This window comes from Nostoc sp. UHCC 0251, from assembly GCF_034932245.1.
Lineage (GTDB): Bacteria > Cyanobacteriota > Cyanobacteriia > Cyanobacteriales > Nostocaceae > Nostoc.
This window is the reverse complement of the sequence record NZ_JAYGHD010000335.1, coordinates 1-25,538: the sequence shown is the minus strand read 5'-3', so window position 1 is coordinate 25,538 and position 25,538 is coordinate 1. Positions and strand designations below refer to the sequence as shown.

General features: G+C 42.8%; 13 protein-coding genes and 1 pseudogene. 7 read left to right on the top strand and 7 right to left on the bottom strand.

Annotated elements, in window-relative coordinates:
* Nucleotides 1-73 precede the first annotated feature (73 nt).
* Nucleotides 74-1,222: a bifunctional DNA-binding transcriptional regulator/O6-methylguanine-DNA methyltransferase Ada gene (ada, locus tag VB740_RS28100; protein ID WP_323203133.1), complete on the bottom strand. Its 1,149-nt coding sequence runs from the start codon at nt 1,220-1,222 to the stop codon at nt 74-76.
* A gap of 226 nt (nt 1,223-1,448) precedes the next feature.
* A complete protein-coding gene (locus VB740_RS28095; RefSeq protein ID WP_323203132.1) occupies nt 1,449-5,234 on the bottom strand; it encodes a hypothetical protein in 3,786 nt (1,261 codons plus the stop codon).
* A gap of 487 nt (nt 5,235-5,721) precedes the next feature.
* On the opposite strand from VB740_RS28095, the pseudogene VB740_RS28090 reads away from it, so the two are divergent.
* A pseudogene (locus tag VB740_RS28090) lies at nt 5,722-5,925 on the top strand (hypothetical protein); the annotation flags it as partial.
* A 6-nt stretch (nt 5,926-5,931) separates the two neighbouring features.
* Here the strand turns inward: VB740_RS28090 and VB740_RS28085 are convergent.
* Entirely contained in the window at nt 5,932-11,568 is a 5,637-nt protein-coding gene (locus tag VB740_RS28085; protein ID WP_323203131.1) for a PAS domain S-box protein, read from the bottom strand.
* A gap of 337 nt (nt 11,569-11,905) precedes the next feature.
* Between VB740_RS28085 and VB740_RS28080 the strand changes: the two genes are divergently transcribed.
* The 3 genes from VB740_RS28080 (at nt 11,906) to VB740_RS28070 (ending at nt 16,261) form a co-directional block, all read left to right on the top strand.
* Nucleotides 11,906-12,187, top strand: a complete 282-nt coding sequence (locus VB740_RS28080) for a Nif11-like leader peptide family RiPP precursor (RefSeq protein WP_323203130.1) — start codon at nt 11,906-11,908, stop codon at nt 12,185-12,187.
* Between the two features lie 146 nt (nt 12,188-12,333).
* Nucleotides 12,334-12,705, top strand: a complete 372-nt coding sequence (locus VB740_RS28075; protein ID WP_323203129.1) for a hypothetical protein — start codon at nt 12,334-12,336, stop codon at nt 12,703-12,705.
* Between the two features lie 247 nt (nt 12,706-12,952).
* Nucleotides 12,953-16,261 (top strand): type 2 lanthipeptide synthetase LanM family protein, encoded by a 3,309-nt coding sequence (locus VB740_RS28070; RefSeq protein ID WP_323203128.1) that lies wholly within the window; start codon nt 12,953-12,955, stop codon nt 16,259-16,261.
* Nucleotides 16,262-16,479: 218 nt separating this feature from the next.
* Here the strand turns inward: VB740_RS28070 and VB740_RS28065 are convergent, their stop codons facing one another.
* The 4 genes from VB740_RS28065 to VB740_RS28050 form a co-directional block, all read right to left on the bottom strand.
* Nucleotides 16,480-17,454, bottom strand: coding sequence for a restriction endonuclease (locus tag VB740_RS28065; RefSeq protein WP_323203127.1), 975 nt, complete (start codon nt 17,452-17,454; stop codon nt 16,480-16,482).
* Nucleotides 17,385-17,957 carry a hypothetical protein gene (locus VB740_RS28060; protein WP_323203126.1) on the bottom strand — a complete coding sequence of 191 codons (573 nt, stop codon included), beginning with the start codon at nt 17,955-17,957 and terminating at the stop codon, nt 17,385-17,387. The genes VB740_RS28065 and VB740_RS28060 overlap by 70 nt, the downstream gene beginning before the upstream one ends.
* 43 nt (nt 17,958-18,000) lie before the next feature.
* Nucleotides 18,001-19,083 (bottom strand): site-specific DNA-methyltransferase, encoded by a 1,083-nt coding sequence (locus VB740_RS28055; RefSeq protein ID WP_323203125.1) that lies wholly within the window; start codon nt 19,081-19,083, stop codon nt 18,001-18,003.
* 292 nt (nt 19,084-19,375) lie between these two features.
* Nucleotides 19,376-19,552, bottom strand: coding sequence for a hypothetical protein (locus VB740_RS28050; RefSeq protein ID WP_323203124.1), 177 nt, complete (start codon nt 19,550-19,552; stop codon nt 19,376-19,378).
* A gap of 56 nt (nt 19,553-19,608) precedes the next feature.
* Here VB740_RS28050 and VB740_RS28045 point away from each other — a divergent pair, with 56 nt between their 5' ends.
* The 3 genes from VB740_RS28045 to VB740_RS28035 all read left to right on the top strand — a co-directional run bounded on the left by VB740_RS28045 (nt 19,609) and on the right by VB740_RS28035 (nt 25,492).
* The gene (locus VB740_RS28045) at nt 19,609-21,048 is read left to right on the top strand and encodes an NHLP bacteriocin system secretion protein (protein WP_323203123.1); all 1,440 of its coding nucleotides are present in this window, start codon (nt 19,609-19,611) and stop codon (nt 21,046-21,048) included.
* A gap of 121 nt (nt 21,049-21,169) precedes the next feature.
* Complete coding sequence (locus tag VB740_RS28040) at nt 21,170-23,395, top strand: NHLP family bacteriocin export ABC transporter peptidase/permease/ATPase subunit (protein WP_323203134.1); 2,226 nt, start codon at nt 21,170-21,172, stop codon at nt 23,393-23,395.
* 3 nt (nt 23,396-23,398) lie between these two features.
* Nucleotides 23,399-25,492: an ABC transporter transmembrane domain-containing protein gene (locus tag VB740_RS28035; RefSeq protein WP_323203122.1), complete on the top strand. Its 2,094-nt coding sequence runs from the start codon at nt 23,399-23,401 to the stop codon at nt 25,490-25,492.
* Nucleotides 25,493-25,538 lie beyond the last annotated feature (46 nt).

The window sequence follows — 25,538 nt, the reverse complement described above, 5'->3', positions numbered from 1 at the left end:
AGACGGCGATTTATCGCGTCTCGAAAACCCAAAATTTTGTACCAGTAGCCCTTAATCCAAGCGTATTGTGATATCAAGCGTTGTGCCAGTCTGCCAGCAGTGGGGACGAATTTTGAGAACATCTGATGCTCCGATGGCATTTGACTTTTGAATTCCCCTTTGGGGTTGATTCTTGTATAAGCAGTTTTTGTTTGCGCTCAATTCCCCAGTGATAACCACCAAGACTGCCATCACTCCGCAGCACCCGGTGACACGGTACAATCAGCGCGATCGGATTAGCTCCACAAGCATTTCCCACCGCGCGGACTGCTTGGGGTTTGGCAATAGCAGAGGCAATATCAGTGTAAGTGCGGGTTTCGCCATAGGGAATTTTTTGTAATGCTTCCCACACCTGTTTTTGAAATGCTGTCCCACGGACATCAAGTGGTAAATCGAGATGTGTTTCACCTCCTGCAATCAAGTCAAGGATTGCTTGTATCCATTCCTTGTGTGTCTGGTCATCACGCATGATGTGCGCTTGGTGAAATTCCTGGTTCAAAATATGTTCAAGTTTGTCTGCTTCATCACCTAGCTTAACGCTGCAAATACCCTTCTCTGTTGTTGCCACAAGCAAATATCCTAGTGGACATGGAGCGATCGCATAGACTATGCTGATTGTCTTTCCAGCTTGTTGATAAGTCTTTGGTGTCATTCCCAGTTGTTTAGGTGCTTTCTCATACAGTTGACTACTTGAACCATACCCCGTGTCGTAAACTGCATGAGCAATTTCCTCCCCTGACTGAAGACGCTGCTTCAATCGTTGGCTACGTAGTGCATCTGCATATTGAAAAGGGGATACGCCAATTATTTGCTTGAATACCTTTTGCAGATAACTGGGACTCATTCCTACCTGAGAGCATAGTTCTGAGAGAGTTGGGATACGATCAACTTGTGCTTCAATGTATCGACATGCTGCTAAAACTTTAGATTTAGCTGTATTGGGAACTGTTTCAAGTTCTGGCTGACAGCGCTTACAAGGTCGAAAACCTGCAATTTCAGCCTCTTGTGCCGACTCAAAGAAACAAACCTGATTGCGATTTGGTCTGCGACTAGGGCAAATAGGTCGGCAATAAATGCCTGTAGAGCGAACACCGTAGAAAAACTTGCCGTCAATTGTGGGATCTCGATTAAGAACTGCTTCCCAGAGGGTTTTTTCTAAAAGTTGTGTCTGTTGTAGTTGCATTGATGCCTCCTCTGCCCTTGCTGGTAAATGACCAGGCGATCGCTACGTACTTGATATCACACTAGATTAAATAAAAACTAGTTTCTATCTGATTGTTGCGATCAAAGTAGCCTGTGTTTACTGCAACTACCGCTAAACGATATTACGGGCAATGTTTTCGTTGCGATCGCAATCGAATGCGAGATCCTAAAAATAGCACCTCGCAAACCTTAGCCATTAATAAAGTTTAAACAATCACAAAATTGTTTTCGGTTAGTAACAATCCAGTAGATAATTGTGCAAATTGTACCTGAGTAAACCCAGATGCACTACCATCTTGGTCAAAGTACAATGCACCTGTAGCGCTGTTGTAAATAAATCGCTCTTTGCTAGTGGTTGCAGATGTTCCGAGGGTAAACTGATTTTTCTGAAGTGAACCTATTGATAAGCCACCACCAAAACCATTGGCCGATAACTGAATCAGTTCATTAGTTGCATTGAAGTCATAAAGACTATCAACACCTTTGTTGTAACTATAGAAAGCAAAGGTATCAGTACCATTTCCACCATACAGGGTATCATTACCGTTGCCACCTGTGAGGTTATCATTGCCATTGCCACCACAAAGGGTATTATTACCAGAGGCGTTAGAGGCTGTGAGAGTATCATTGCCATCCCCTGCATAAAGGAGATTAGCACCTGATGAATAGTCAACAATCAAGCGATCGTTACCAGTACCACCGTTGAGCGTATTATTGCCAGAGACAGTATAAACTCCATATATGGAGTATAAGGAGGTTAAGTCAGAGGCACTAAGAGTATCATTGCCATTGCCCCCATTTAATAGGTTATTGCCTGATGAATAGTTAGTAACTAAGTTATCATCACCAGCACCACCATTGAGGGTGTTATTTCCAGAGATAGCACTGAGATAAAACTCGCCTCGATAGTCACTGTAGAGGCCAGAGGCACTAAGAGAATCATTGCCAACACCACCATCTACCAGACTATTACCATCTGAAAAGCTAGCACTCAAGTTATCATCACCAGTACCACCATTGAGGGTGTCATTGCCACCATTGCCAGAGAGGGTATCGTTGCCATTGCTCCCTACGATATTATCGTTGTAGGCTGTACCTATGATGCCTAATCGTTCAATATTCTTGTAGTTAACCCGATTCGTGCCTACTGTAATCGAGCCAATGTTAGTAATAGGATTGAAAGCTGAAGTGATTCCCTCAGTCAGATCGGTGTCATAGCCAAATTGCAATGTATCGTCACCTGTCCCTCCATCTACAGTTGCAGTCACTAAGGAGGCAATATATCGGGCGATGAAAAAGAATAAGTCATTGCCGTCGCCACCAGATAGCAGATTATTGCCTAATGAATACTGAGCATCGAAGAAATCGTCACCAGCACCACCATTGAGGGTGTTATTGCCATATGATCGAGAGTCGTCGAAGTTCCTAGAGACGGAGAAAGAATCATTGCCATCGCCACCAGAGAGCAGATTATCGCCGATTGAAGAATTAGCACTCAACTTATCAGCGCCAGCGCCACCGTTGAGGGTGTTATTGCCATCGGCAAAATAGAGAGCGAGAGAATCATTGTCATCACCACCAGAGAGCAGATTATTGCCTGGTGAATTTTCAACAATCAAGTTATCGTCACCAGCGCCACCCTTGAGGATATTGTTGCCCGCACCACCAACGAGAGAATCATCACCAGTTCCACCAACAAGAGAATCATTACCAGTACCACCAATCAGAGAATCATTACCAGTACCACCAATCAGAGAATCATTACCAGTACCACCAACAAGAGAATCATCACCAGTGCCACCAACAAGAGAATCATCACCAGTACCACCAATGAGAGAATCGTCACCAGTACCACCAATGAGAGAATCATTACCAGTACCACCGCGCAACAAGTCGTTGCCACTCAAGGCGTAGATGCGATCGTTCCCACGTTGACCATTAATCACATCATTGGAGTTGTTAAAACCCGCAATGTTATTGTTTAAGTCATTGAGGAAGGTGACAGTGTTTTTGTTGAAAATGCTAGTTTGAGTGGAATTGGAATCGATTACATCAAAGCTGTCGGCGATGCTGCTTTGCCCATCAAATAGGATATTTCCGAGTCCAGATCGTGAAGAAGTTGCTGGCAGATTATCCAGGTTTTCTAATTTGAAGTTTTGCAGAGTAACTTTGGGGTTAGCCAGATTTTCAAAGGTGACTTCTAAGTTGTTGCCATTTTGAGTTAGTTGCAAGTTTCGGGCAGTCAAGCCATTACCTGTAAATTTTAGTGTATCAACATTGGCAATCACTTCTGGCGATGGATTTGATCCAGTGCCCACACCGCCAAAATCAGTGATGATGTCATTGCCATTTTCAGAGTAAAAAATAAACTGATCTTGACCGCCGTTGCCCGTCAAGGTATCGATACCAGCTAATCCATCGATGATGTTGTTGCCAACAGTGCCTACAAGAGTATCTGCACCAGGAGTTCCCGTCAAACTAAGGATACCTGTACCGCTACTGCCTACATTTGTCCCCCCAAACAAGACATAGCTTTGCCCAGCTTGAGTATTGCCGTTAGGGGATGCATTCAATGCGCCAATAATCAGGTCGTCAATGCCATCGTTGTTGATGTCTCCCGCATCGCTGACAGACCAGCCTATTTCGTCACCAGGAGCAATACCGTTAATAGCGAAGCCGTTAGTGCCATTCAGGTCAGAAAGATTGAGATTGCCGTCACTGCCTACATTTGTTCCCCCAAAAACTACATAGCTTCGCCCAGAATCAGTTATGCGGTTAGGGGAGGAATTCGGTGCGCCAATAATCAGGTCGTCAAAGCCATCATTGTTCAAGTCTCCCACATTGCTGACCGAGAGTCCAGAACGACCACCCCCAGCAATACCTTTAATAGTGAAACCATTAGTGCCATCAAGCGATGAAACGTTAAAGTTACCACTACTGCCTACATTTGCCCCCCCAAACACCACATAGCTTTGCCCAACCCAAGTACTCCAGTCCAAAAAATCGCCAGCGTCACCATTGAGGGCAATACCTGCTGCTCCGATAATCAGGTCGTCAATGCCATCACCGTTAATGTCCCCGGCACTACTGACTGAAAAGCCTGCTCCTTCAACAGCACTAATGCCGTTAATAGTGAAACCATTAGTGCCATTGAGGGACGAGAGGTTAAAGTTACCACTACTTCCGACATTTGTCCCTCCAAGTACTACATAAGCTTGCACCGCACCTTCTCCTCCGTTGGGGTAGCGCAAAAATTGTGCAAAAATCAGGTCGTCAATGCCATCGTTGTTAATGTCCCCAACCTTTTTGCCAAATGGGGCGTTAATTAAAAAGCCATTGCTACTATTTGGGGACGAGAGGTTGAGGGTGCCACTACTTCCAACATTTGTCCCTCCAAACACCACATAGCTTTGACCAAGGTCAAATTGCCAAACAATCAGGTCGTTGATGCCATCACCGTTAATGTCTCCTGCATCACTCCCGTTGCCAAAGGTGGTAATTAAAAATCCATTAGTGCCATTTAGAGAAGAGAGGTTAAGGGTGCCGCTACTGGCTACATTTGTCCCTCCAAATACCACATAGCTTTGCCCAATATAAGTATTGTTATTTGTTAAAGCAGTCGGTGCCCCAATAATCAGGTCATCAATACCATCGTTGTTGATGTCCCCCGCATAACTGACCGAATTACCCGATCTTTCAAAGTTACCAATGCCGTTAATGGCAAAGCCATTACTACCATTCAGAGAAGAGAGGTTGAGAGTGCCGCTATTGGCTACATTCGTTCCCCCAAACAACACGTAGCTTTGCCCAGCTTGAGTCTTGCCGTTAGGGGATGCACTCGATGCGCCAATAATCAGGTCGTCGATGCCATCGTTGTTAATGTCCCCTGCATAACTGACTGAAGCGCCTAAGTTATCAGATGCAGCAATGCCGTTGATGATAAAGCCATTACTACCATTAAGGTCAAAAAGATTGAATGATGAATTAGACATGATTTTATTCCGTGTTTGTTGTGATTCAGGGAAGTAGGGAGTAGTGTAAAGCTCAATGAATATTTCCTCCGCTTACCCTCTTTGATGCTCCTCTGCTGGCACATCCGACCGATAGCGGTAATTGAATAATTTGTAATTCATAATTAGAAAATTTAATCATGAATTGCAAACTTGCAATTAAGAATTGTATTGATAGCAGTATTTTGGTGTCAGCTACTCAACCGATTTCACTTTGGAAATAAAAATTACTTTGACAACCGTTAAATCACTTAAATATTCTCATGAATATCTAGGCATTTTCAATATGATTAGCATTATTTCGGTAAAATTATAGTTAATTTTCTGAAGTACTAAGTAAAGTTTGTGTGTAGACATAGCCCCAATACTTATCGGGTTTTGGAGAAAAGGGGAATGGGAAAAACCTTTAACCCAAACCCAGTAACCTTTTATCCAAACCAAATTCCAGTTTAAAATCCGTATCTTGCTCGTACTGACGAATGGTTCGTTGTTTACTTGGGCTTGGCTAGAATTATTTCAAGGCGTTAATTATTTTCGCAGAGTGTTAGGTGGATTCGATTCGTATAGCGGTTCCTGTTCTGGTGAAGTACACAAGGGCGCTTCGGGATGCCCACCACACAAGAACTTTACTACTTTAATCTGTACCTCACTCGATAGGGAACCGCTATATTGATTGGGATTATTCTATTTCAATTAGACCGATAATTTCATCGAAGCAGAAGTTGCGGACTAAATTTGTCAATTTTTCTGCCAAAGCAGAATGTGTTGGTGGAATTTGATCAATTAGTTGGAAAATCCTTTCAGCATCGACTTCAATGGCTGCCTGATTAAGTTCTGTTACCCATTGGGCAGGCATAACGGTAATTGCAGAGCGAAGTTCCAAGATGGAAAATTGAATATTCTCTAGGTTGTTGTCTGTTCCATCTTCACTGCTTTCTTCTGCACAGATATAACGCACCTGCAAATATTCAGCTATCTTTTCAAAAATCACCTGCTCCCGGAATGGCTTACGAACCAAGTCATTGCAACCTGCGGCTAAGATACTTGCCTGTTGTTCTTCAAAAGCACTGGCAGTTAAGGCGATAATTATGGTGCGGAAATTTGCATTTGTACTTCTTTCCCTGGCTCTAATCTCTTTAGTTGCATCGTAACCATTCATAACAGGCATCCGCATATCCATCCAAATTAGGTGAGGTTGCCAGGTTTGCCAAATAGCGATCGCTTCTTGTCCATTATTCGCAGCCTCAATCTCAAAGCCAATGCTACCAAGAAGTTGCACAATTAAATCGCGGTTTTCTTTGCGGTCATCCACTACCAAAACACGGTAAGATGGTTGGTCTGCTGCCAGCTTGAGTACGCGTCCCTTACTCAACTTTGGTGCAGCTTTCAAAGCTGCGGCTAAATTCACTTGGATGTCAAAACTAAAAGTAGATCCTTGCTTAGGGCTACTCGTCAAGTGAATATCGCCTCCCAGTAACCGCACAAATTGACGGCTGATAGTCAGCCCTAGCCCAGTTCCCTCCTTAGTTTGGATACCGCTTGTTGTCTGGACAAAAGGCTGAAACAGGTTATTCATTTCTTCTGGTGCTATTCCCCGTCCAGTGTCTTCGACTTCAAAGTGAAGGGATGGGGAATGGGGCATGAGGCATTGGGCATTGGGCATGGGTAAGAGGTCTTGTGGACAAGGAGAATTGGGGACAAGGGGAAAGACTTGTTTCAAGTTCTCACCTTTTGTCCCCTTGTCCCCTTGTCCCCTTGCCTCTCCTGCTCCCTGCTCCCCACTCCCCAAGCTCACTCGTAAGGTTACTCCCCCTGTTTGAGTAAACTTGACGGCATTACCTAAAAGGTTAATAAGAACTTGGCGGAGCTTACCTTCATCTGTTTGGATATAACGGGGAAGATTGGGAGCAATTTCAAATCTGAGGAACAATTGCTTTGTTTGTGCCCTTACCTGGAACATTTCTTGTAAGGTTTGCAACAGCAGATAAAGGTCGAAGTCTTCAGGGTTGAAAATGATTTGTCCAGCTTCAATTTTGGACATTTCTAGGACATCGTTAATCAGGTTAAGTAAGTGTTCTCCACTGCGGTTAATGGTAGCTAAAGATTCACGCTGGTTTGAGTTGAGGCTAGTATCTCGTTCCATTAACTGAGAAAAACCCAGAATGGCATTCAGAGGCGTGCGGAGTTCGTGGCTCATATTAGCCAGGAAAGCACTTTTGGCACGGTTGGCAGTTTCGGCGGCTTCTTTGGCAATTCTCAGCGCTTCTTCTGCTTGATGCCTAGCTCGACCGATCGCAATTATTTCACCTACCAGTTTCAATAGATTAATATCTTCTTGGTTCCAGGTTTTTGAGCAGTGAATCATCGCTGCGCCAACAAACCCAACTACTTTGCCAGCATGAACCATTGGCACTGCTAGTAAAGACTGAAACGACATACTTTCAAAAACTTTTCGCTCAGGTAGATGGGGTGGTAAATTTTCCACACAAGAGATTTGTCGATGCCTACCACGAAGAATCGGCTCGTAGAAATAGGGGAACACTTCCACAGGCGAACCTTTTGCAATATCAATCAATGGTGCAATATTTTCACCACACCATTCATGGATGAGGTTGAATTCACGTTGATCTTGGGAGCATTCAAAGATGCAACTGTGTTCAGCATCAATAAATTGAGCGATCGCCTGAAGTGTAAAATTAATTGCTGTTTCTAAATCTTGGTCAATAAATTGGCGAGAAATGCTGCTGATTAAACTTTCAGCTTGAGTCCGACGTTGCAAGGCTGCTTCTGCTTGTTTGCGATCGCTAATATCACGAGCTACACCCACAATCTGAAAATTACCTTGGGCATCTTGTGTGCGGACTGCATTAGAAGTTAGCCAAACCCAGCCTTTAGTTCGATGTTTAGCGCGGTATTCAGTACCCGAAATTCCCTCACCTGTTGCCAGGATAGTTTGGGCGACTTCTAGACACTTTGGCACATCATCAGGATGAGTAAAGAATGCCAAAGAATTACCCTCCATTTCGCTGGGGGCAAATCCGGTGGTATTCAAGATATTAGGGGAAATATAGTTAAATACCCCATCAGGATTGATGACAAACAGCATATCGTTGACTTTTTCAACGATAGTGCGAAACTTTAACTCACTTTGCTGTAGGGCTGCTTCTGCTTGTTTACGTTCCAATTCCGCACCGGCACGGGCGGCAAAGATTTTAAGAATGAGTTCCCGTCCGGGATCGGGCTTCATTGGTTTAACATCTATCACTGCTAGATGTCCAATGATTTCGCCGGATGAACTGGTTAGAGGAACGCCAAAAAAACTCTCGGCATTCATCTTTACTAAATCTGTATCTTTGGGGAAAGCGGCTTGTACTGCTTGAGGATAGTGACACATGTTGCCTTGCAAGGTATGTTCACAAGGAGTTCCCTGCAATTTATACTCCAAGTTCTCGTTAATAGCCCCGCTACACCAAAATGCCAAAGTGCGGACTTTAGTTTTTGGCTCATCACCAAACTCAGTAACTAGGGCATATTGAACTTGCAACACCTCAGCAAGGTAACGAACGCAAGAATTGAAAAATTCATCACCTGTTTTTGCTGCTGTGCCCTCAACAATTAAGCGTAAAGCTTGTTCTTGCTGTTTGCGTTCGCTAATATCTGTAAAGACAGAATCGAGACAAGATTCTTCGGCATTGAGGCGCAGTGACAACAGTAACCAAACAACCGAACCATCGAGCCGTTGCAGTGCTACTTCAAAATTACGAACTTCGCCGTCCTTTTCTAACTCTGCTAACATCCGCGTGCGATCGTCTGGATTAACATATAAGTCAGTTGTGAAATACTTGCCAATCAAGTCAGCAGCAGAGGTAAAACCTAATATCTCGGCACCACGTTGATTAGCATCGATAATCAATCCATCTTTTTGGCAGGTGCGGAAAATCCCTACTTGGGAATTCTCAAAAATGTTGCGGTATTTCATTTCACTACGACGCAAAGCTTCTTCTGCTTGCTTGCGTTCTGTAATATCGCGTCCCACACCTGCGATCGCAATACCATCACTGGGAGTGTTGATTGTCGAAGTGTTAAAGTTGAACCATCGCCAGCTATTATCTTTGTGTCTTAATCGCACCTCAATATCAGTCAGCTTTTCTCCAGTCGCACTCCTTTCTAAGGCTGAGATACTAATTGTTGAATCTTCAGGCTCGACGAACTCCATCATAGAATGGCCTTCCACTTCTGCCAGGCTGTATCCCAGAATTGGGGTAACATTCGGCGAATGATAGGTAAAGGTTCCGTCGGGGGTGAGGACAAATATCAGGTCATTGGCATTTTCGATGATAGTACGGAACTTTAACTCACTCTCCTGGAGAGCTTGTTGGGCGCGTTTGCGTTCTGTGGCATCAGTGCCTACTGAAAGAATTTCGATTAAGTTTCCTTGTTCATCTAAAATGGGTTTATTTGCCCAGACTATCCAGACGCGATCGCCATTTTGGCATAAGTTCTCATTTTCGTTGAATAGATAGTTTTCTGGGTGTTGACAAATATCAACCATTAACGTCTGTAAGTCCCGCCCAGAAGTTTCGGTTTCTGGAACAATTGTGCCGATGACATTACGTCCGATAATTTCATCTAAATCGAAACCAAAAAGCCTTTGACCATAATCATTTAAAAATATGATGTCGCCGTTACCGTCCCAACGCAGAATGACGCAGTTGGCTGTTTGTACCAAATCCCGATACTGAACTTCGCTTTGGCGCAAGGCTTCCTCAGTGCGTTTACGAGCAGTAATATCGCGCACTACTGCCAAAATGTGTGGCTTACCGTTGTAAGTGCAAGTTGTTCCTTTAACTTCCACATCTATCAAAGTGCCATCTTTGCAGATATCAACTGCTGGCCCATAAAATTCCTCACCAGATCGGGTTTTTTCAAAAAACTCTAAAAAAACAGAATATGAGTCTGGGTGAATATAGGCAGATGGATGTAAAGTGATAAATTCTTCATAAGAGTAACCGTGCATCTGACAAGCCGCAGGATTAACTTCGGCGACTTTTTCAGTTTCTATTTCAGTAATAAATAGTCCATCATTGATAGCTTTAAAAATACTGCGGTATTGTAGCTCACTTTGTCGCAGTGCTTCTTCAGCCCTTTGGCGTTGCGTAATGTCGCGGAAACTCCATACTCTACCAATAATCTGTTCGCCGATGCGCTGAGGACAGGAGTATCGCTCAAATATTCTGCCGTCTTGCAGTTCTAAGCAGTCGTAACTAACTAGTTCCGGTTGTGTGTATAATTCTCGGACTCGTTGCAAAAATACATCCGGGTCTTTTAGCTGGTTTGCCAGATACGCCAATCGCTGAGGATGATCTGGTTCTGTCAAAAGTTCTGGTGGAATTGACCACATTTCTAAGAACTTTTGGTTGTAACTAGTGATATTACTTAAGCTATCGACTACTAAGATACCATCTTGAATCGATTCAAAGATAGCGCTTAACAGAGACAAAGAGTTTTCTAAAGCTACTTGAGTTTGTTTGCGATCGCTCAAATCCCGCCCTAAAACCACCAGAGCTTTGCGTCTACCATCTTGGTGAAATAGGGGAGCTTTAATCATATCTACACTACTCACTGTGCCATCAGGTCGGGGTATAACTTCTTCTACCCGATGCACACATCCCAACTGCCAAGCTTGTTCATCTGTTTTGTCACAGTTGAGCAAAGCATTGTGATAAAAATTACTAAATTCTGCTAGTTCTGAGTCTTTTTTGCCTTGATAATCAACGCCTTCTATCTGTAAAAATTCCAGGTTAGCCTGGTTTGACAGCAACCATTTTCCCTCGCCGTCCTTCAAACAGATAATATCAGGTGTAGCGTTAATTAATGTCTGCAAACGCTCTTCAATCTCTTGCAGGGATTCTTGAGTTTGTTTTGCCAGCGTGATATCCCGAATCACCAGTATTGCACATTGATCATCACTCAGTCCGGCACAGCTACCGGAGATGTCTAGTGTTAAAGTTCGCTCACCCTGCTGGAACTGGTAATTTGCTGTTTCGTATTCACCATTGAGTATCCGCACATCAGGATAGCAGGGTAAAGCAACTGGTTGTCCTGCTTGTGCTAATGGTAGTAAGTCAGTTAACTTCGCACCGCAGGCAGTGTTGTGGGATTGATTCACCAAACCCTCAAAGCTAGGATTGCACCATTGGATGCATCGATCTTCTCCTACCCAGACTACAGCATCAGCGATCGCACCTAATGTTACTTCCATTTTGGTGAGGCTAGCTTGCAATTGCTTTACCTGCTCCAATTGTTTAGCGCTCATCACCAACTCCTTAACATCTCCTAGATAAATCAATTTGGTATAGCAATTTTATCTTTAGTTATCCATCAGGGTATTTAACTACAGAAAAATTATATATTGGCTTCAAATATTACAGCATCTACACAGATATCAGCATCATAAAGAGGGAGAATTCTGGAAGTTGCTAAATCATCCCGCAACTATGCAACACCAAAAATTTTTCCGTAATTGCAACTATCTCCCCTAGTTCTACCCTATTTATCTTTAAATTCAAATCAGAAAAGCAGAGAACACCGCCCAAAACAAGCGCACAATCTCTGCCGTATCAATTAAGTCAACAAAAACGGAGAAGAAAAGTATGTTACACCAAATCAAAGATTTGCTTCAAAACGCCCAACTGCAAGAGCAAGTAAAAGCAGCAGCTAACCAAGCAGAAGCCATCAAAGTGCTAGCGATCGCTAGTGCAGAGAAAGGTTATAACTTCACAGTTGAAGCCATTTCTCAAATGCTGACAGAACTAACCTTTGTGGACTCCAACGAACTGAGCGAAGAAGAATTACTTAGTGTTAGTGGTGGAATGATGGCTGATAGTGCGCCTAAGCTATGTCATACAGAAGGCTGTGGTGGCGGACACTGCTAAAAAAGGTATGTAGCTTCTCTTTCTCTTTGGTATTGTAGCCTCCAAAGTCAGGTTGTTTTTCTAAAACAGCTTTTTATATCCAACTTTCCCAATATTTTAATTTGGATAATTTCCATACTTGGTACTGAGGTTCAACACAGAGAGAGATGCTGCATAACAGATTCCCTCTTTACTTTTTTGAGCAAGGTAAAGAGGGAATTCCATTAACAATTACTATCACCAACTCTGAGAAAATACATACAATTATGTTGTCACAAATTCAAAGCCTACTCCAAAATAGCCAACTACGCGAGAACATACAAGCAGCAGTTACCCAAACAGAAGCCATCAAACTGTTGCTAATTGCCAGTGCAGAAAAAGGTTATACTTTCACAGTCGAAAGCATAGCTCAAATACTGTCAGAGCTAAACTCTGCAGAATCAGTAGAACTGACTGAAGAAGAATTACTCGGTGTTAGTGGCGGGATGCCATTACAACATACAAATTCGTGTAATCACCATTATTCTTGTTGCTGGTAAACAAGTGTAGATTTTCTTTAGGAGTTCGTAGTTTTTGGTGAAAAAATACACCAATTTTCCTAATTTATGATCTTTCTTGGTTGGGGACAACTAATTCAACTACGAATTACAAGTTATTTTATGTTTATCTAATTGTAGTTAATTTAAAACTTATTTCAGACGAACGCTATTGTTCTTAATACCAACTATTAAAACTTAGACCAGAATTGATACTTACCTTTTAACTCCCACTATGAGAAATCCAGCTATGGTTCAACCAGTTGTTCGCTTATCCCAACAGAAAACATCAGACGATTTAAGAGCGATCGCAGCCAACGCTAGCTTTATCTGGGAACGCCTTGATGAGAGCAGATTTGCTATTAATGGCGATCGAGTCAATGAACAAGAAATTAACCGTCGTAGACATCGCTGGTGCGAAGTTGCAGCAGAAGGTAAATGGGATACGTTGCACAAACGCTTACAGTGGGAAGGGCTAGACCTCGATGCTGTTAATTCCAAATTGGGAACCATTGAATTACTTGCCGATCAACCTTTGCCTGAGTGGGCAGAAACCTTGCAGCAAATCATCCAAACCGCTACAGGATTTAATTCTGCAACCGAAGTATTTCTACCCATAGATTCACAAAATCCGATTACCTTTGAAGATATTCTTTTGCCTGCTATCTTGGTAGCTAGACAGCAATTACTGACTCGCTGCGACAGTCAATTTACCCAAGATTGTCTTCCCTTATCGATTCTTTCCCACGACGCTTACAGTTCTTTAGAACGTGGTCTACTGAAACGATTAGCAGGAATTTGCACAAAGACATTAGATTTTGAATTTTCTCAGGTGCGTCCCTTTGGTCAAAACTTGCTCGGCTTACTAGGACTGGAGACAGAAAACAATAATACTCACTACACCAAGTTCGTCAATCAACTCCTAGAAGATGGAATGCTGACGCTCTTTCAAAAGTATCCAGTTCTCGGTCGGTTAGTGGCAACAGCAGTAAATTTTTGGGTTGAGTTCACTGCTGAATTTCTCGAACGTTTAGTTGCAGATAAGACAGATATTCAACGGACTTTTAATCAAGCGATCGCTCCATTTTTTCAAAACAAAGTTGTTGAAATTCAAACATCCATTTCCGATGCACACAAACGCGGACGAACGGTGATTCTGCTCACCTTTGAGTCTAGACTTAAACTTGTTTATAAACCCAAAGATTTAGGACTAGAAGTTGTCTTTAACCAATTTTTAGATTGGTGCAATCAACACAGCAATCTTTTAGATTTTAAAGTCATTCAGGTGTTGGAGCGCAACGATTACGGTTGGGTGGAATATGTTGAACAGTTGCCTTGTGTTGATGAAGCAGCTGCGAAACGATTCTATCAGCGTTCTGGGATGCTGTTGTGTGTGCTTTACGCTTTGCGGGGAACAGATTGCCATTACGAAAACTTAATTGCCAATGGCGAACATCTGGTGCTGATTGACATGGAAACACTGCTGCACCATGAACCGAATCTCATTGAAGACTCACCACTTACCCAAGATTTAGAAACAACCGCCACACGACAATTTTGGGATTCCGTACTCCGCACCGGACTTTTACCGCGTTGGGACTTTAGTGGCGATCGCAGTGTCGCTTATGATATTAGCGGGCTAGGCAGCACAGATCCCCGACTATCTCCCCGCAAAGTGCCGCGCTGGCAGAACATTAATACAGATAATATGCATCTGTTGTCTGAGCCTGTAACCTTGCCGATTGGGAAAAATGTACCGTTATTGGGTGAAGTTGTTCTGTCTCCAAACGATTATCAACTACAAATCACCACTGGGTTTGAGCAGATGTATCGCTTTTTGATGGCGCACAAAGATTTCTTAATTTCACGCCAAAGTTTGCTATCTGCTATGCAAAATCAGCAGGTGCGCTTTATCTTCCGCAACACCCGCATCTATGGCATCATCCTGCAAAAAGCTTTAGCACCCGATTACCTCAAACACGGCGTAGATTACAGCATTCAGCTCGATGTTCTCAGTCGTGCTTTTCTAGTTGCTCAAAATAGACCGAACGCCTTTCCTGTTTTGAGCGCGGAACTCCGAGCAATGGAACAATTGGATATTCCCTTTTTCACCGCTAGCGCTGTGGTTGATGAACTGAGTTTAAACGGTTCTTCTTCCATTCCCAACTACTTCAAGCAATCTAGTTATCAAGACCTGCTCAACCAGTTACAATCTCTGGATGAAACCGACTTAGCTCGACAAGTAGCGATTATTCAAGGCTCCTTCGATGCCAAGATTGCAACCACCTCCAGCCGCCAAGGTGGGCAATGGCAAGGCGAATCTTTACCGTTGCTGAATTCGGAACAATTGATTGCTGAAGCCAAAGAAATCGCCACTCAACTGGAAACCAGAGCCATTTCTGACCCTGATGGCAGCGTTAACTGGATTGGTTTAGACTTTGTGCCTCGCGCCGAACGATATCAACTGCAAGTATTAAATAATTGTCTTAGTGATGGACGCTCTGGAGTTGCTTTGTTTTTAGCTGCACTGAGTCAAGAAACTGGTGATTCCCGTTACCGCGATCTAGCATTGAGGACAGTGCAATCTCTGCGTCGCCAAATCCACACCATCGATCCCGAAACTTGGGAACGCATGGCTCGTTTCATGGGCGTTGGGGGTGCAACAGGTTTAGGGTCGATGATTTATAGCCTGGTTAAAAGTAGTCAATTCCTCAACGATGCAACGCTGTTGCCAAACGCTCAAGTATTAGCCGAGTTGATGACACCAGAACTAATTGCTGCCGACGAACACTTGGATATTATGAGCGGAGCAGCAGGCGCAATTCTAGGACTATTGTCCCTGCATCAAGCCACAGGAGAAGCAACCGTTTTAGAAAAAGCGATCGCTTGTGGACAACATTTAATCAACCGTCAAGTTAGCCACAACGGTGCGCCCAAAGCTTGGCATACTTATTGGGATAAGCCCTTAACTGGCTTCTCTCATGGAGCCGCAGGCATTTCTTACGCCTTGCTCAGACTTTATGCCGCCACCTCAGAGGGCAAGTACTTAGAAGCAGGTTTAGCAGGAATTGAGTATGAGCGTAGCGTCTTTTGCCAGTCCATTGCCAACTGGCCAGACTACCGCAGAATGGGACAAGCAGGGCAACCTGACTTTGCAAATAAGTGGTGTCATGGTGCAGCCGGCATTGGTTTGGGACGCTTAGGTAGTTTGAGAATCGTGGAAACGCTGGAAATTCAACAAGAAATTGAAATTGCTCTCCAAACTACTCAGAATTTTGGCTTACAGGCGATCGATCACTTGTGCTGTGGCAACTTTGGACGGGCGGAAGTGCTGTTAGTCGGTGCAAAAATCTGTTCCCGTCCTGATTGGCATCAAACTGCTCACCAGAATGCAACAAATGTTGTGGCTAGAGCCAAGCGAACTGGAGCTTATCAACTGTTCCCCAACTTACCCAATTCTGTATTTAATCCTGGCTTTTTACCCGGTATATCTGGAATTGGTTATCAATTGCTGCGTCTGGCTAACAATAATTTGCCTTCAATATTATTGTGGGATTGAGCTTGTTGTTCGTACCCAAAAACAGCTTTTGACCACACCCTATTAGTTTATGCTAATAGGGTCAGAACTAGCCCTTTCAACGTGTTAACTGCTGATAAAAGCTACGACTCAAAACAAAAACGTGCTGACCTAAATAAACAAGGTATTTGTCCTCAAATCCCAAAACGAGTCTGGAAAACTCAGAAAATCTATTCGTATATTTCAGCATCAGCAGGAGCTTAGAGAATGTTGTCATCTATTTCATCTTCGATAGCTTCAGCCATCAAATCTTCTTCCTGTTCAATTTCATTTAACTCTTCGTCAGACACATCAAGTTCTTTCTTCGCAAAGACTCGCCTAGCCTTTCTGTCGAAAATTTCAACAATATTTGTTTTATCCTTTTTAATTGCTTCAATATCATCTTTTTGTAACAGAATCATATAATATCGGGATACTTCCATCATTCTGTATGCATATTGATAAGCATCCCTTGTAAACTCACCAGTTGTTACCACCATTACCACGTCTGCCCCTGTAACAAATGTCAGCCCGATTTCTTTGGCTAAGACATCAATATCAACTTTATTTGTGTTTTTGCATTGAATCTGCCACCGACTATAAACAAACCTGTCTGAAGCTGCCAGAACATCTACTTCCCCTTTGCCATTTTCTCTACTACGCCATTTTGTAAAACGCAGACTGGTTAGGCGTATCATCCAGACCGCCAGAAGCTCTAGTGCTTTGCCTTTAATATGTTTATCTGGATGATTTAATTCATTTACAACATCATCAAAGGTACGGTTAAGTTCAATTTCTGAAAGCCTTGTTTCATTAGCGATTGATTTTAGAAGAGGTGCTAATAGTTCAGACTGGGCTTTGCTGGTTAATCTGACTTTATTCGGTTTAGCTCCTCTGCCACCTGTGGTTTTTTCTGTTTCTATTAAACCGAGAGTTGCAAGAGGTTCAATAACATCCTTGACTAGATTTTTAGTTGTGAGTTTTAATTTATAAATACTTCTGGTATGTTGGGCAACTTTATTAGCTGGTATAAGTTCTTTGACATCAAGATTCAGTAGACTCAGCAGAAAATGTTTTTGTCCGGGAGTCAGGGTATAAAGCTCGTCAATAAAATCTTTATTGATGCCTAGAATTTCGGAAACAATATCCCAGTTAATTTCGTATTCCCGTTCAATACACCTGCCAAGGACAACCAACTTCTCATGGTACTTGTGTAAATGGCATTGGGTGATATGGCATAACCCCTTTCTTGTAATTCATAAGCTATCGACTCCAACTGTGGTTCTTCTCCTCTAGAATTAATTGCGTCGATAGCTTTTAATAAAGCCATGCCTGACAGATTATTTAATATGTGAGCCGCAAACCTTCGATTTACAAAATAAGTATTGTTGGACTTCGATAAAATTTCCTCAACAAGAGGAGTAATTTTATATTGGCGTGGCTGTTCCAAGTCTCCAATAAGCTGATAGGCTCTGAGTGACAAGAAACAATTCATTGCCAATTTTCTAATATTATCTGAAGCCAGCTTGGATGATGCTAGTTTAGAATGTTGGGAAAAATAACGTTGGGCAATATTGGCTTCCAGTGCGTCTCTGCTTGGTTGACAACCTTTACATAATTCCAGAATTTCAACTAAAGAGAATTTTGCTGCCTCAAACTGATGTCCATAAGTAAACCTTTTTAATTTATTAGACTCCATTCTGCAATTTCCTTAAAACATCTGATTAGTTTGAGCGCCTTCTTTAAAATAATCCTAACTGTACGGACTGGTTATTATCAGTATTTTCTATTGCTATTGGTGGTAAATCTGCTGGAGGTTCAACAACCAAAGGAGCATTTTTTTCAAATCTCAGTTTTGAACTTTTGATGTAATCTTCATCTATCTCAAAAGCTAACCAGCGTCTTTGTAAAGTTTCTGCAACTCGACCTGTCATATTAGAACCAGCAAAAGGTTCTAAAACAATATCGCCTGGTTCTGTACAAAGGTTAATGACAAACTCTGGTAGAGCTTGAGGGAATCTTGCTGGGTGTGGCTTAAAGCCTTCTTGCTTACAACGCCTTTGGTAATAATCGTTGGAGGCAGTATTCGAAGCAGAAATTACATTTACGGGCTGGACTAAATCTTCAAATAAAGTTTCTTGTATAAGAGTCTGTTGCCCTATTTCTTCTTTGTCTATGCTACAACGCCCATCAATAATATTCGGGGGAATAGCTCCTCCCCTGTCCTTCCCAAATTTATTGGAAATGTCATGGCCTGATGGTCTAAGGCTGGGCGTATACCCATTCTTCAAAAGGTTTTTCATTGCATCACTATAAGGCTTTAAAACTCTTCTATTATTAGCTTTAGGATGCGGTTCTTTTGACAGCCACCAAATTGTATTTACCGAATCTTTAACTCTTTCCCTGCGAACTGTTACCCATTCGGCAGGGGTGGGTAGTTTTGCTGGATTATACCAATACAATTCCTGTGCCAGATAAAATCCAAGTCCGCCTTTTTCTTTTGCTTTACACAAAGCAACAACCAGCTCAAAATGATAAAGAGAACGAACTGGCATCCCCTTAATCCAGCTGCCACCAATATCAATAACCAATGAACCTGTCGGTTTAAGAATGCGGTAAAACTGTGTCGCATAATCTTTAAACCATTCAACATATTCGTCTGCATCAACGTTTCCGTATTCTTTTTTACGAACTAGTGCAAATGGTGGAGAGGTGCAAATTAGGTCGATACTTTCGTCGGGAATAAGTTTCATTAATTCTAGACTGTTTCCCAAATAAGCAGCACCAAATTTTGTTTCGTAGTAAGGGTTACAGTTAAGTTTCATCTAAGTTTTTCAGTACAAATGTACTCTTTATTAAGACAGTATTATCTATAAAAGCATAAGTTCTTCATCTGTTAACTTTTTTTTTGATTAATTTGCTAGCTCAATGCCTAATTGATCTCCAAAAGAAAAAGCGGACGTATTCATCAATTGAGAACTATTAGCAATAACTGTGCAGTGGCGCGTCTGTTAACGGAGTAATAAGGATCATAGATAGCGCGGTAGACTGTCCATAATATATCGCGTACACCGGACACTACCACCAAGATTTAATAAGGACACGCCCCCAGATCGTCTAGTAAACAAGCATTATAGGTCTAGAAAATATCTTATACCAAGCAAGGTGCGATCGCTCCTCGATGCCGCACTCGATCGCAAAGCTAGAACCAATGTATTGGTGATGTTTATGCTTTGTTGAAGCAGTAGAAGCGATCGCTTCCCTTATTTCTCCCCTAGTTCTCCCCGATCGCACTTTAATCTTAAAGGTCTAGAAGACTTGAGGCTCTGAGTGCCATCAGAAGGAGAACAATGCAACTCAAACACAGCCACATCTTTCGCCAAGAAGCTCTAGAGCGCTTATCTTCGCCAGAACAACTCGATCAAGCGATAAATGTGGTTAAGCCTCAAGCTTGGTTGACTTTATCTGCGATGAGCTTTGTGGTTGCTGTAGCTGGCTTTTGGAGTGTGTTTGGTAGAATTCCCCTGACTGTCACAGGTCAAGGTATCTTGATTAAACCGCACCATGTTGTGGAATTTCAAGCACCCAGTTCTGGCCCGTTACTAACTCTCAAGGTAAAGGCGGGAGATATTATTAAACAAGGCGATGTGCTGGGTATTATCGACCAATCAGCGCTAAAGCAGCAACTACAGCAAGAGCAAGTAAAATTGCAACAATTACAGACCCAAAATCAAGAGACTGACAGGTTACAAAAGTTGCTGATTGACCAACAAATCATTACTCTTGGACAGCAGAGAATGGATTTGGAAAATAATTTGCGTCGAGAGCAAGGTGCGCCAAAGTTACGCGATCAAACATTGAGAGCGATCGCTCAAAAACGTCAAAGCATTAATTCGCGCAAACAACAAATTAATTATTTACTCAAAACTCTTAAAGGACGGGTTGATAATCGTCGTCAGCTTTTTGAGCAGCATGTCATCAGCCAAGATATGCTGGTGCAAGCCGAACAAGAATATTTTAATACTCAAAGCGAACTCTCAGATATTGACGTGCAACTAAAGGATCTTGAAATCCAAGAAACCACTACGCAACGAGAATATCTGGAAAATCTTAATAGAATTGACGAAATTAAAACCAAAATTAAAGATATTAATACTCAAAATACTAAATTACGCGAACAAGATTTAAAGCAATCAATTGATAAAACAAATCAAATTCGAGAAGTAAAGCGCCGCATTGCCCAATTAGAACTGCAACTATCTCAAGAAAGTAGAATTATTAGCAAATATAATGGTCACATTCTCGAACTGAGTGCTGTCCCTGGACAAATGATGAATTCGGGTAGTCGCTTGGGTTCAATTGAGGCTGAACAGCCAAATTCAAAACTTATGAGTCTTGTTTACTTTGCAAATAAAGATGGTAAGCAAATCAAGCCAGGGATGCCTGTACAGGTAACTCCCAGCTTTGCTAAACGTGAGCGTGAAGGTGGCATTGTCGGAACGATCGCAGATATTTCTTCATTTCCGGTAAGTACACAAGATATTACAGCGATCATTGGTAACAAAGAAATTGCCGCCAGCCTTGCGGGCAAAGGTGAAGGCCAGGTGCAAGCTTTTGTCCAACTCCAAGAAAACCCGACATCAGTTAGTGGCTATAAATGGTCATCTTCTGATGGCCCAGCTTTAAAAATATCTTCTGGGACAACTACCTCTGTTCAAGTGAAAGTTGGAGAAAAAGCACCGATTTCTTATATTATTCCTATGCTGCGATCTTGGACGGGAATTTATTAAAATAATTCGTAATTCGTAATTCGTAATTCGTAATTAAATTGGGCATTAGGCATGGTTAAAAATGAAAGGTTCACCCTCAGAAGCTCAACGTTCAAGTTCTAATACCAATTACCAATGCCCCATGTCCAATCCCCAATCCCCAATTCCAAAATTTAAACCGAATCGTGTCTGCACTTCTACACTTTTGCAAATGGAAGCAGTCGAATGTGGTGCGGCTGCTTTAGGAATAATTTTGAGCTATTACGGTCGGATTGTGCCACTGGCTAAACTGCGTGAAGAATGCGGTGTTTCGCGGGATGGCAGCAAAGCTTTTAATATCCTCAAAGCTGCCAAAAACTATGGACTCAATGCTAAAGGTTTAAAACTATCTCTGGAAAACGTCAAAACTACCCGTCTCCCCTACATTGCCTTTTGGAATTTTAACCATTTTCTCGTGGTAGAAGGATATAGCAAAAGACGCGTCTACCTCAACGATCCTGCCAATGGTCGCAGAACAGTGAGTTGGGAAGAGTTCGATCGCGCATACACGGGTGTTGCCCTAGTGATGGAACCAGGGGCAGACTTCCAGAAGGGAGGCAAAAAAAATCACATTGTCTCAGCCTTAAGTAGCCGTTTACAAAACTCACGAGTTACTATCTTATTTTGCTTGCTTGCGGGATTATTGCTAACACTGCCTCGGTTAGCTGTACCAGCCTTTTCTCAGGTATTTATCGATGAGATTTTAATCCAAGATCGGCAAGATTGGTTACGACCTTTGCTGTTAGGAATGCTGTTAACTACTTTATTAAGGGCATTCCTTGCCAGACTGCGGCTTACCTACCTGCGGCGATTGATGGTTAAGTTATCAGTCAGCACATCAGGACAATTTCTCTGGCATATCCTACGATTGCCTATTGGGTTTTATGACCAACGGTTTGCTGGGGAAATTAGTAGCCGGGTGCAACTCAATGACCGCGTGGCAGAAGTACTATCAGGGTCTTTGGCAACTACAGTAATTGACGCGGCGATGATGATATTTTACCTGCTGATTATGATTCAGTATGACCAATTATTGAGTGCGATCGCAGTTGGTTTTGCTTTAATCAACATTCTCACCCTCTTATTTTTATCGCAAACTCGTGTAGATACAAATATGCGCCTAGCTCAGGAATATGGCAAGGTGGGTGGAGTAACGATTAGCGGCATCCAAACCATAGAAACTATCAAAGCTTCAGGGCTGGAGTCAGATTTATTTTCTCGGTTTGCGGGTTATTATGCTAAAGCCATGAACGCCCAACAACAATTAGGTTTACAAACTCAAATTCTCACCACATTACCTACAATTTTGACAGCCCTAACCACAGCTTCTATTTTGCTGGTTGGTGGTTTACAGGTAATGAAGGGCAATCTCAGTATTGGAATGCTGGTCGCCTATCAAAGTTTAACACTGAGTTTTTTAGAGCCAGTTAATAGCCTCGTTAATTTCGGCAGTACACTCCAAGATTTAGAAGCTGATTTAAATCGGCTTGATGATGTGTTGCAAAATCCCGTTGATTTGGAAGTGGAGGGGAGGCGGAGAGCAGGGGAGGCAGGGGAGGCAGGGGAAGCAGGGGGAGAAATTACTTCCTCATTTCTTTGGCAATTACAGGGTAATGTTGAGTTACGAAATGTCACTTTTGGCTATAGTCGTGTAGAACCTCCCTTGATTGAGAATTTGAGCTTGACTGTCAAGCCAGGGCAAAGGATAGCACTTGTGGGGGGAAGTGGTTCTGGTAAATCCACGGTTGCTAAATTAATTTGCGGGCTTTATCAACCTTGGAATGGGGAAATCTGCTTTGATGGTGTAGAGCGATCGCAAATTAAGCGTTCTGTTCTGGCTAACTGGTTGGCAATGGTTGAACAGGATATCTTTTTATTTGCCGGCACTATCCGAGAAAACATTACTCTTTGGGATTCAACTGTACCAGAAGCCGATTTGGTGCAGGCTTGCCAAGATGCAGCGATTCATGATGCGATCGCATCTATGCCTGGGAAATATGACTTTGAGTTGATTGAAGGCGGTATGAATATTAGTGGTGGACAACGCCAGCGTTTAGAAATTGCCCGCGCTTTGGTGAGAAATCCCACAATCTTAGTACTGGATGAAGCAACCAGCGCCCTGGATACAGAAACGGAGTTGATTATTAACCGTAACTTGCAACAGCGTGGTTGTTCGTGTATTGTAGTAGCCCACCGCCTCAGCACAATCCGTGATTGCCATGAAATTATTGTGCTAGAGCAAGGTAAAATCGTGCAGCGTGGCACTCATGAGGAATTATGGCAGCAAGGCGGAACTTATCTTCGCTTACTTCACGCGGCAGAGGCATAGGTAATGAGTAGCCCCCAGGTGAATCCTTCTTCTAAACTGTACTCTTTTCAAGCAAACGAACCAGTACTGTTGGATAACTCAGAAACTTTCTGGATAGTGCAGTCTGGAACATTAGCAGTATTTGCAACTAGAGTTAAAAACAGTTTATCAAAGGAGCATCGCCGCTATTTGTTTCATGTCAATGCTGGTGAAGTCTTGTTACCAGAAGTAATAGCACAAAGCCAATGGAATTTTGTAGCGATCGCAATTGAACCCACCCAATTATGCCAGATGTCAATGGTTGATTTGGTTAAGGGAATTGGGGTGGCTGACTCTCAATCCATAGAACTTTTAGAAGGTTGGGTAAATCATTTAGGACAATCTCTTAGTGCCCAGCAGACAGTTTTGACAACGCCATTAAACCTTGTGCAGACATTAGGGCAGGATTTTTCATTATCGGCCGGTGAAACGCTACAGTGGAGGCAACCAACACTTCTATGGGTGAAGTTGCAGCAAGGCAAAACTTACTGGATGGGAGTTGAAGAATTAACCTTGAATTCTACCTCACCAGCGTTTCCACTTACGAGTGATATGTGGCTGGAGGCAGAAGATGCGGTTATTGGACAAGTGTTGCCAACGGCAGATTTAGAAAATTCCGAGGAACTCCTAGCAGGTTTAGCCAGTTTGCATACTTGTTTCTTTCACTACTTCAGTTTGCTGGCAAATAAAGAAGCAGAAGCAGAATTTCGGCAGTTTCAGGAACGCGAACAATTTAATCAGCAAGTAATAGAGGGGGCACTCTCTGATTTAGCAACAGTATTGCAGCCACAGCAGGAGGCGGTTTTTTCTCAGGAAGGGCCGCCCTTATTGGTAGCATTTGGTGCAGTTGGGCGATCGCTAGGGATAGAGATTCGTCCACCAGCAGAGGATTTGAATTCTATTAAAGACCCTGTAGCTGCGATCGCACAAGCATCACAAATTCGGATCAGGCGTGTAACTTTAGCAGATGGCTGGTGGCACCAAGACCAAGGAGCAATGTTAGCTTATACTCAGTTGGAAAAGCGCCCAGTGGCGTTGTTACCTACAGATAATCGGAATTATGTGATCTTTGACCCCGTAGCGCGAACTCGGACACCCGTTAATGAATCGGTAGCAAAAACACTGTCACCATTAGCCTACGTTCTGTATCGACCATTACCTCAAGTTGCGCTTAATGCCATTGACTTACTGCGGTTTGGGATTAAAGGTTATGAAAAAGACATCGCTAGTATTTTAGTAGTGGGGCTACTGGGCACAATATTGGGAATGGTTGCACCACAAGCAACAGCAATTTTAATCAATAATGCCATTCCCGATAGCGATCGCGCTTTACTGTGGCAGATCGGATTGGTCATGTTTGCAGTCGCCTTTGGGCAGTTAGCTTTTCAAGTTGCCCAAAGCATTATTACCCTACGAGTCGAAAGCGCCACTGATAGCATATTGCAGCCAGCCATTTGGGATCGGTTACTCAGATTAAGTCCTAGCTTTTTTCGTCAGTACACTTCTGGAGATTTGGTCAACCGCGTTATGGCGGTGAGGGAAATTCATCAAAAACTTAGCGGTGCTACCCAACGAACTTTGTTGAGTGGAGTCTTTGCCTTATTCAACTTGGTGCTGATGTTTATTTACAGTTGGCAACTAGCGCTTGTGGGCGTGGGTTTAGCAATATTTGCTGCTGTGGTTACAACTGTTGCAAGTTTCCTCTTGGTGAAGAAATCGAAAAAAGAGCAAGAACTCAATGGGGCAATTCAGGGACTCACCGTACAACTAATCAACGGTGTTGCCAAACTGCGAGTCACAATGTCAGAAGAACGCGCATTTGCAGCTTGGGCAAAAAAGTACAGCCAGCAGATCCGACTGAAGGCGAGTTGGCAAGAAATTAAAGATGGTATTTCTATATTTAACGAAGCACTCCCTTTGGTAAGTTCTATACTGCTGTTCGGGTTTGCCATGCTGTTAATGCAGACACGCCCGACACTGGGTACATTCGTTGCTTTCAACTATGCTTTGACGATTTTTATCAAAGGATTAATTGACCTGAGCAATACTGTATCGGAAATTTGGAGTATTGTAAGCTAATCGGCATTTAAGCTGCATAATATAAATGCAGAGTCGGTTGAAAATA

Bases quoted from the DNA above. Each gene is read 5' to 3' on its own strand.
- VB740_RS28095 (WP_323203132.1), bottom strand. From the start codon at position 5,234: ATGTCTAATTCATCATTCAATCTTTTTGACCTTAATGGTAGTAATGGC.
- VB740_RS28085 (WP_323203131.1), bottom strand. From the start codon at position 11,568: ATGAGCGCTAAACAATTGGAGCAGGTAAAGCAATTGCAAGCTAGCCTC.
- VB740_RS28075 (WP_323203129.1), top strand. From the start codon at position 12,334: ATGCTGCATAACAGATTCCCTCTTTACTTTTTTGAGCAAGGTAAAGAG.
- VB740_RS28045 (WP_323203123.1), top strand. From the start codon at position 19,609: ATGCAACTCAAACACAGCCACATCTTTCGCCAAGAAGCTCTAGAGCGC.
- VB740_RS28060 (WP_323203126.1), bottom strand. From the start codon at position 17,957: ATGGAGTCTAATAAATTAAAAAGGTTTACTTATGGACATCAGTTTGAG.
- VB740_RS28070 (WP_323203128.1), top strand. From the start codon at position 12,953: ATGGTTCAACCAGTTGTTCGCTTATCCCAACAGAAAACATCAGACGAT.
- VB740_RS28080 (WP_323203130.1), top strand. From the start codon at position 11,906: ATGTTACACCAAATCAAAGATTTGCTTCAAAACGCCCAACTGCAAGAG.
- VB740_RS28035 (WP_323203122.1), top strand. From the start codon at position 23,399: ATGAGTAGCCCCCAGGTGAATCCTTCTTCTAAACTGTACTCTTTTCAA.
- VB740_RS28055 (WP_323203125.1), bottom strand. From the start codon at position 19,083: ATGAAACTTAACTGTAACCCTTACTACGAAACAAAATTTGGTGCTGCT.
- VB740_RS28040 (WP_323203134.1), top strand. From the start codon at position 21,170: ATGTCCAATCCCCAATCCCCAATTCCAAAATTTAAACCGAATCGTGTC.
- ada (WP_323203133.1), bottom strand. From the start codon at position 1,222: ATGCAACTACAACAGACACAACTTTTAGAAAAAACCCTCTGGGAAGCA.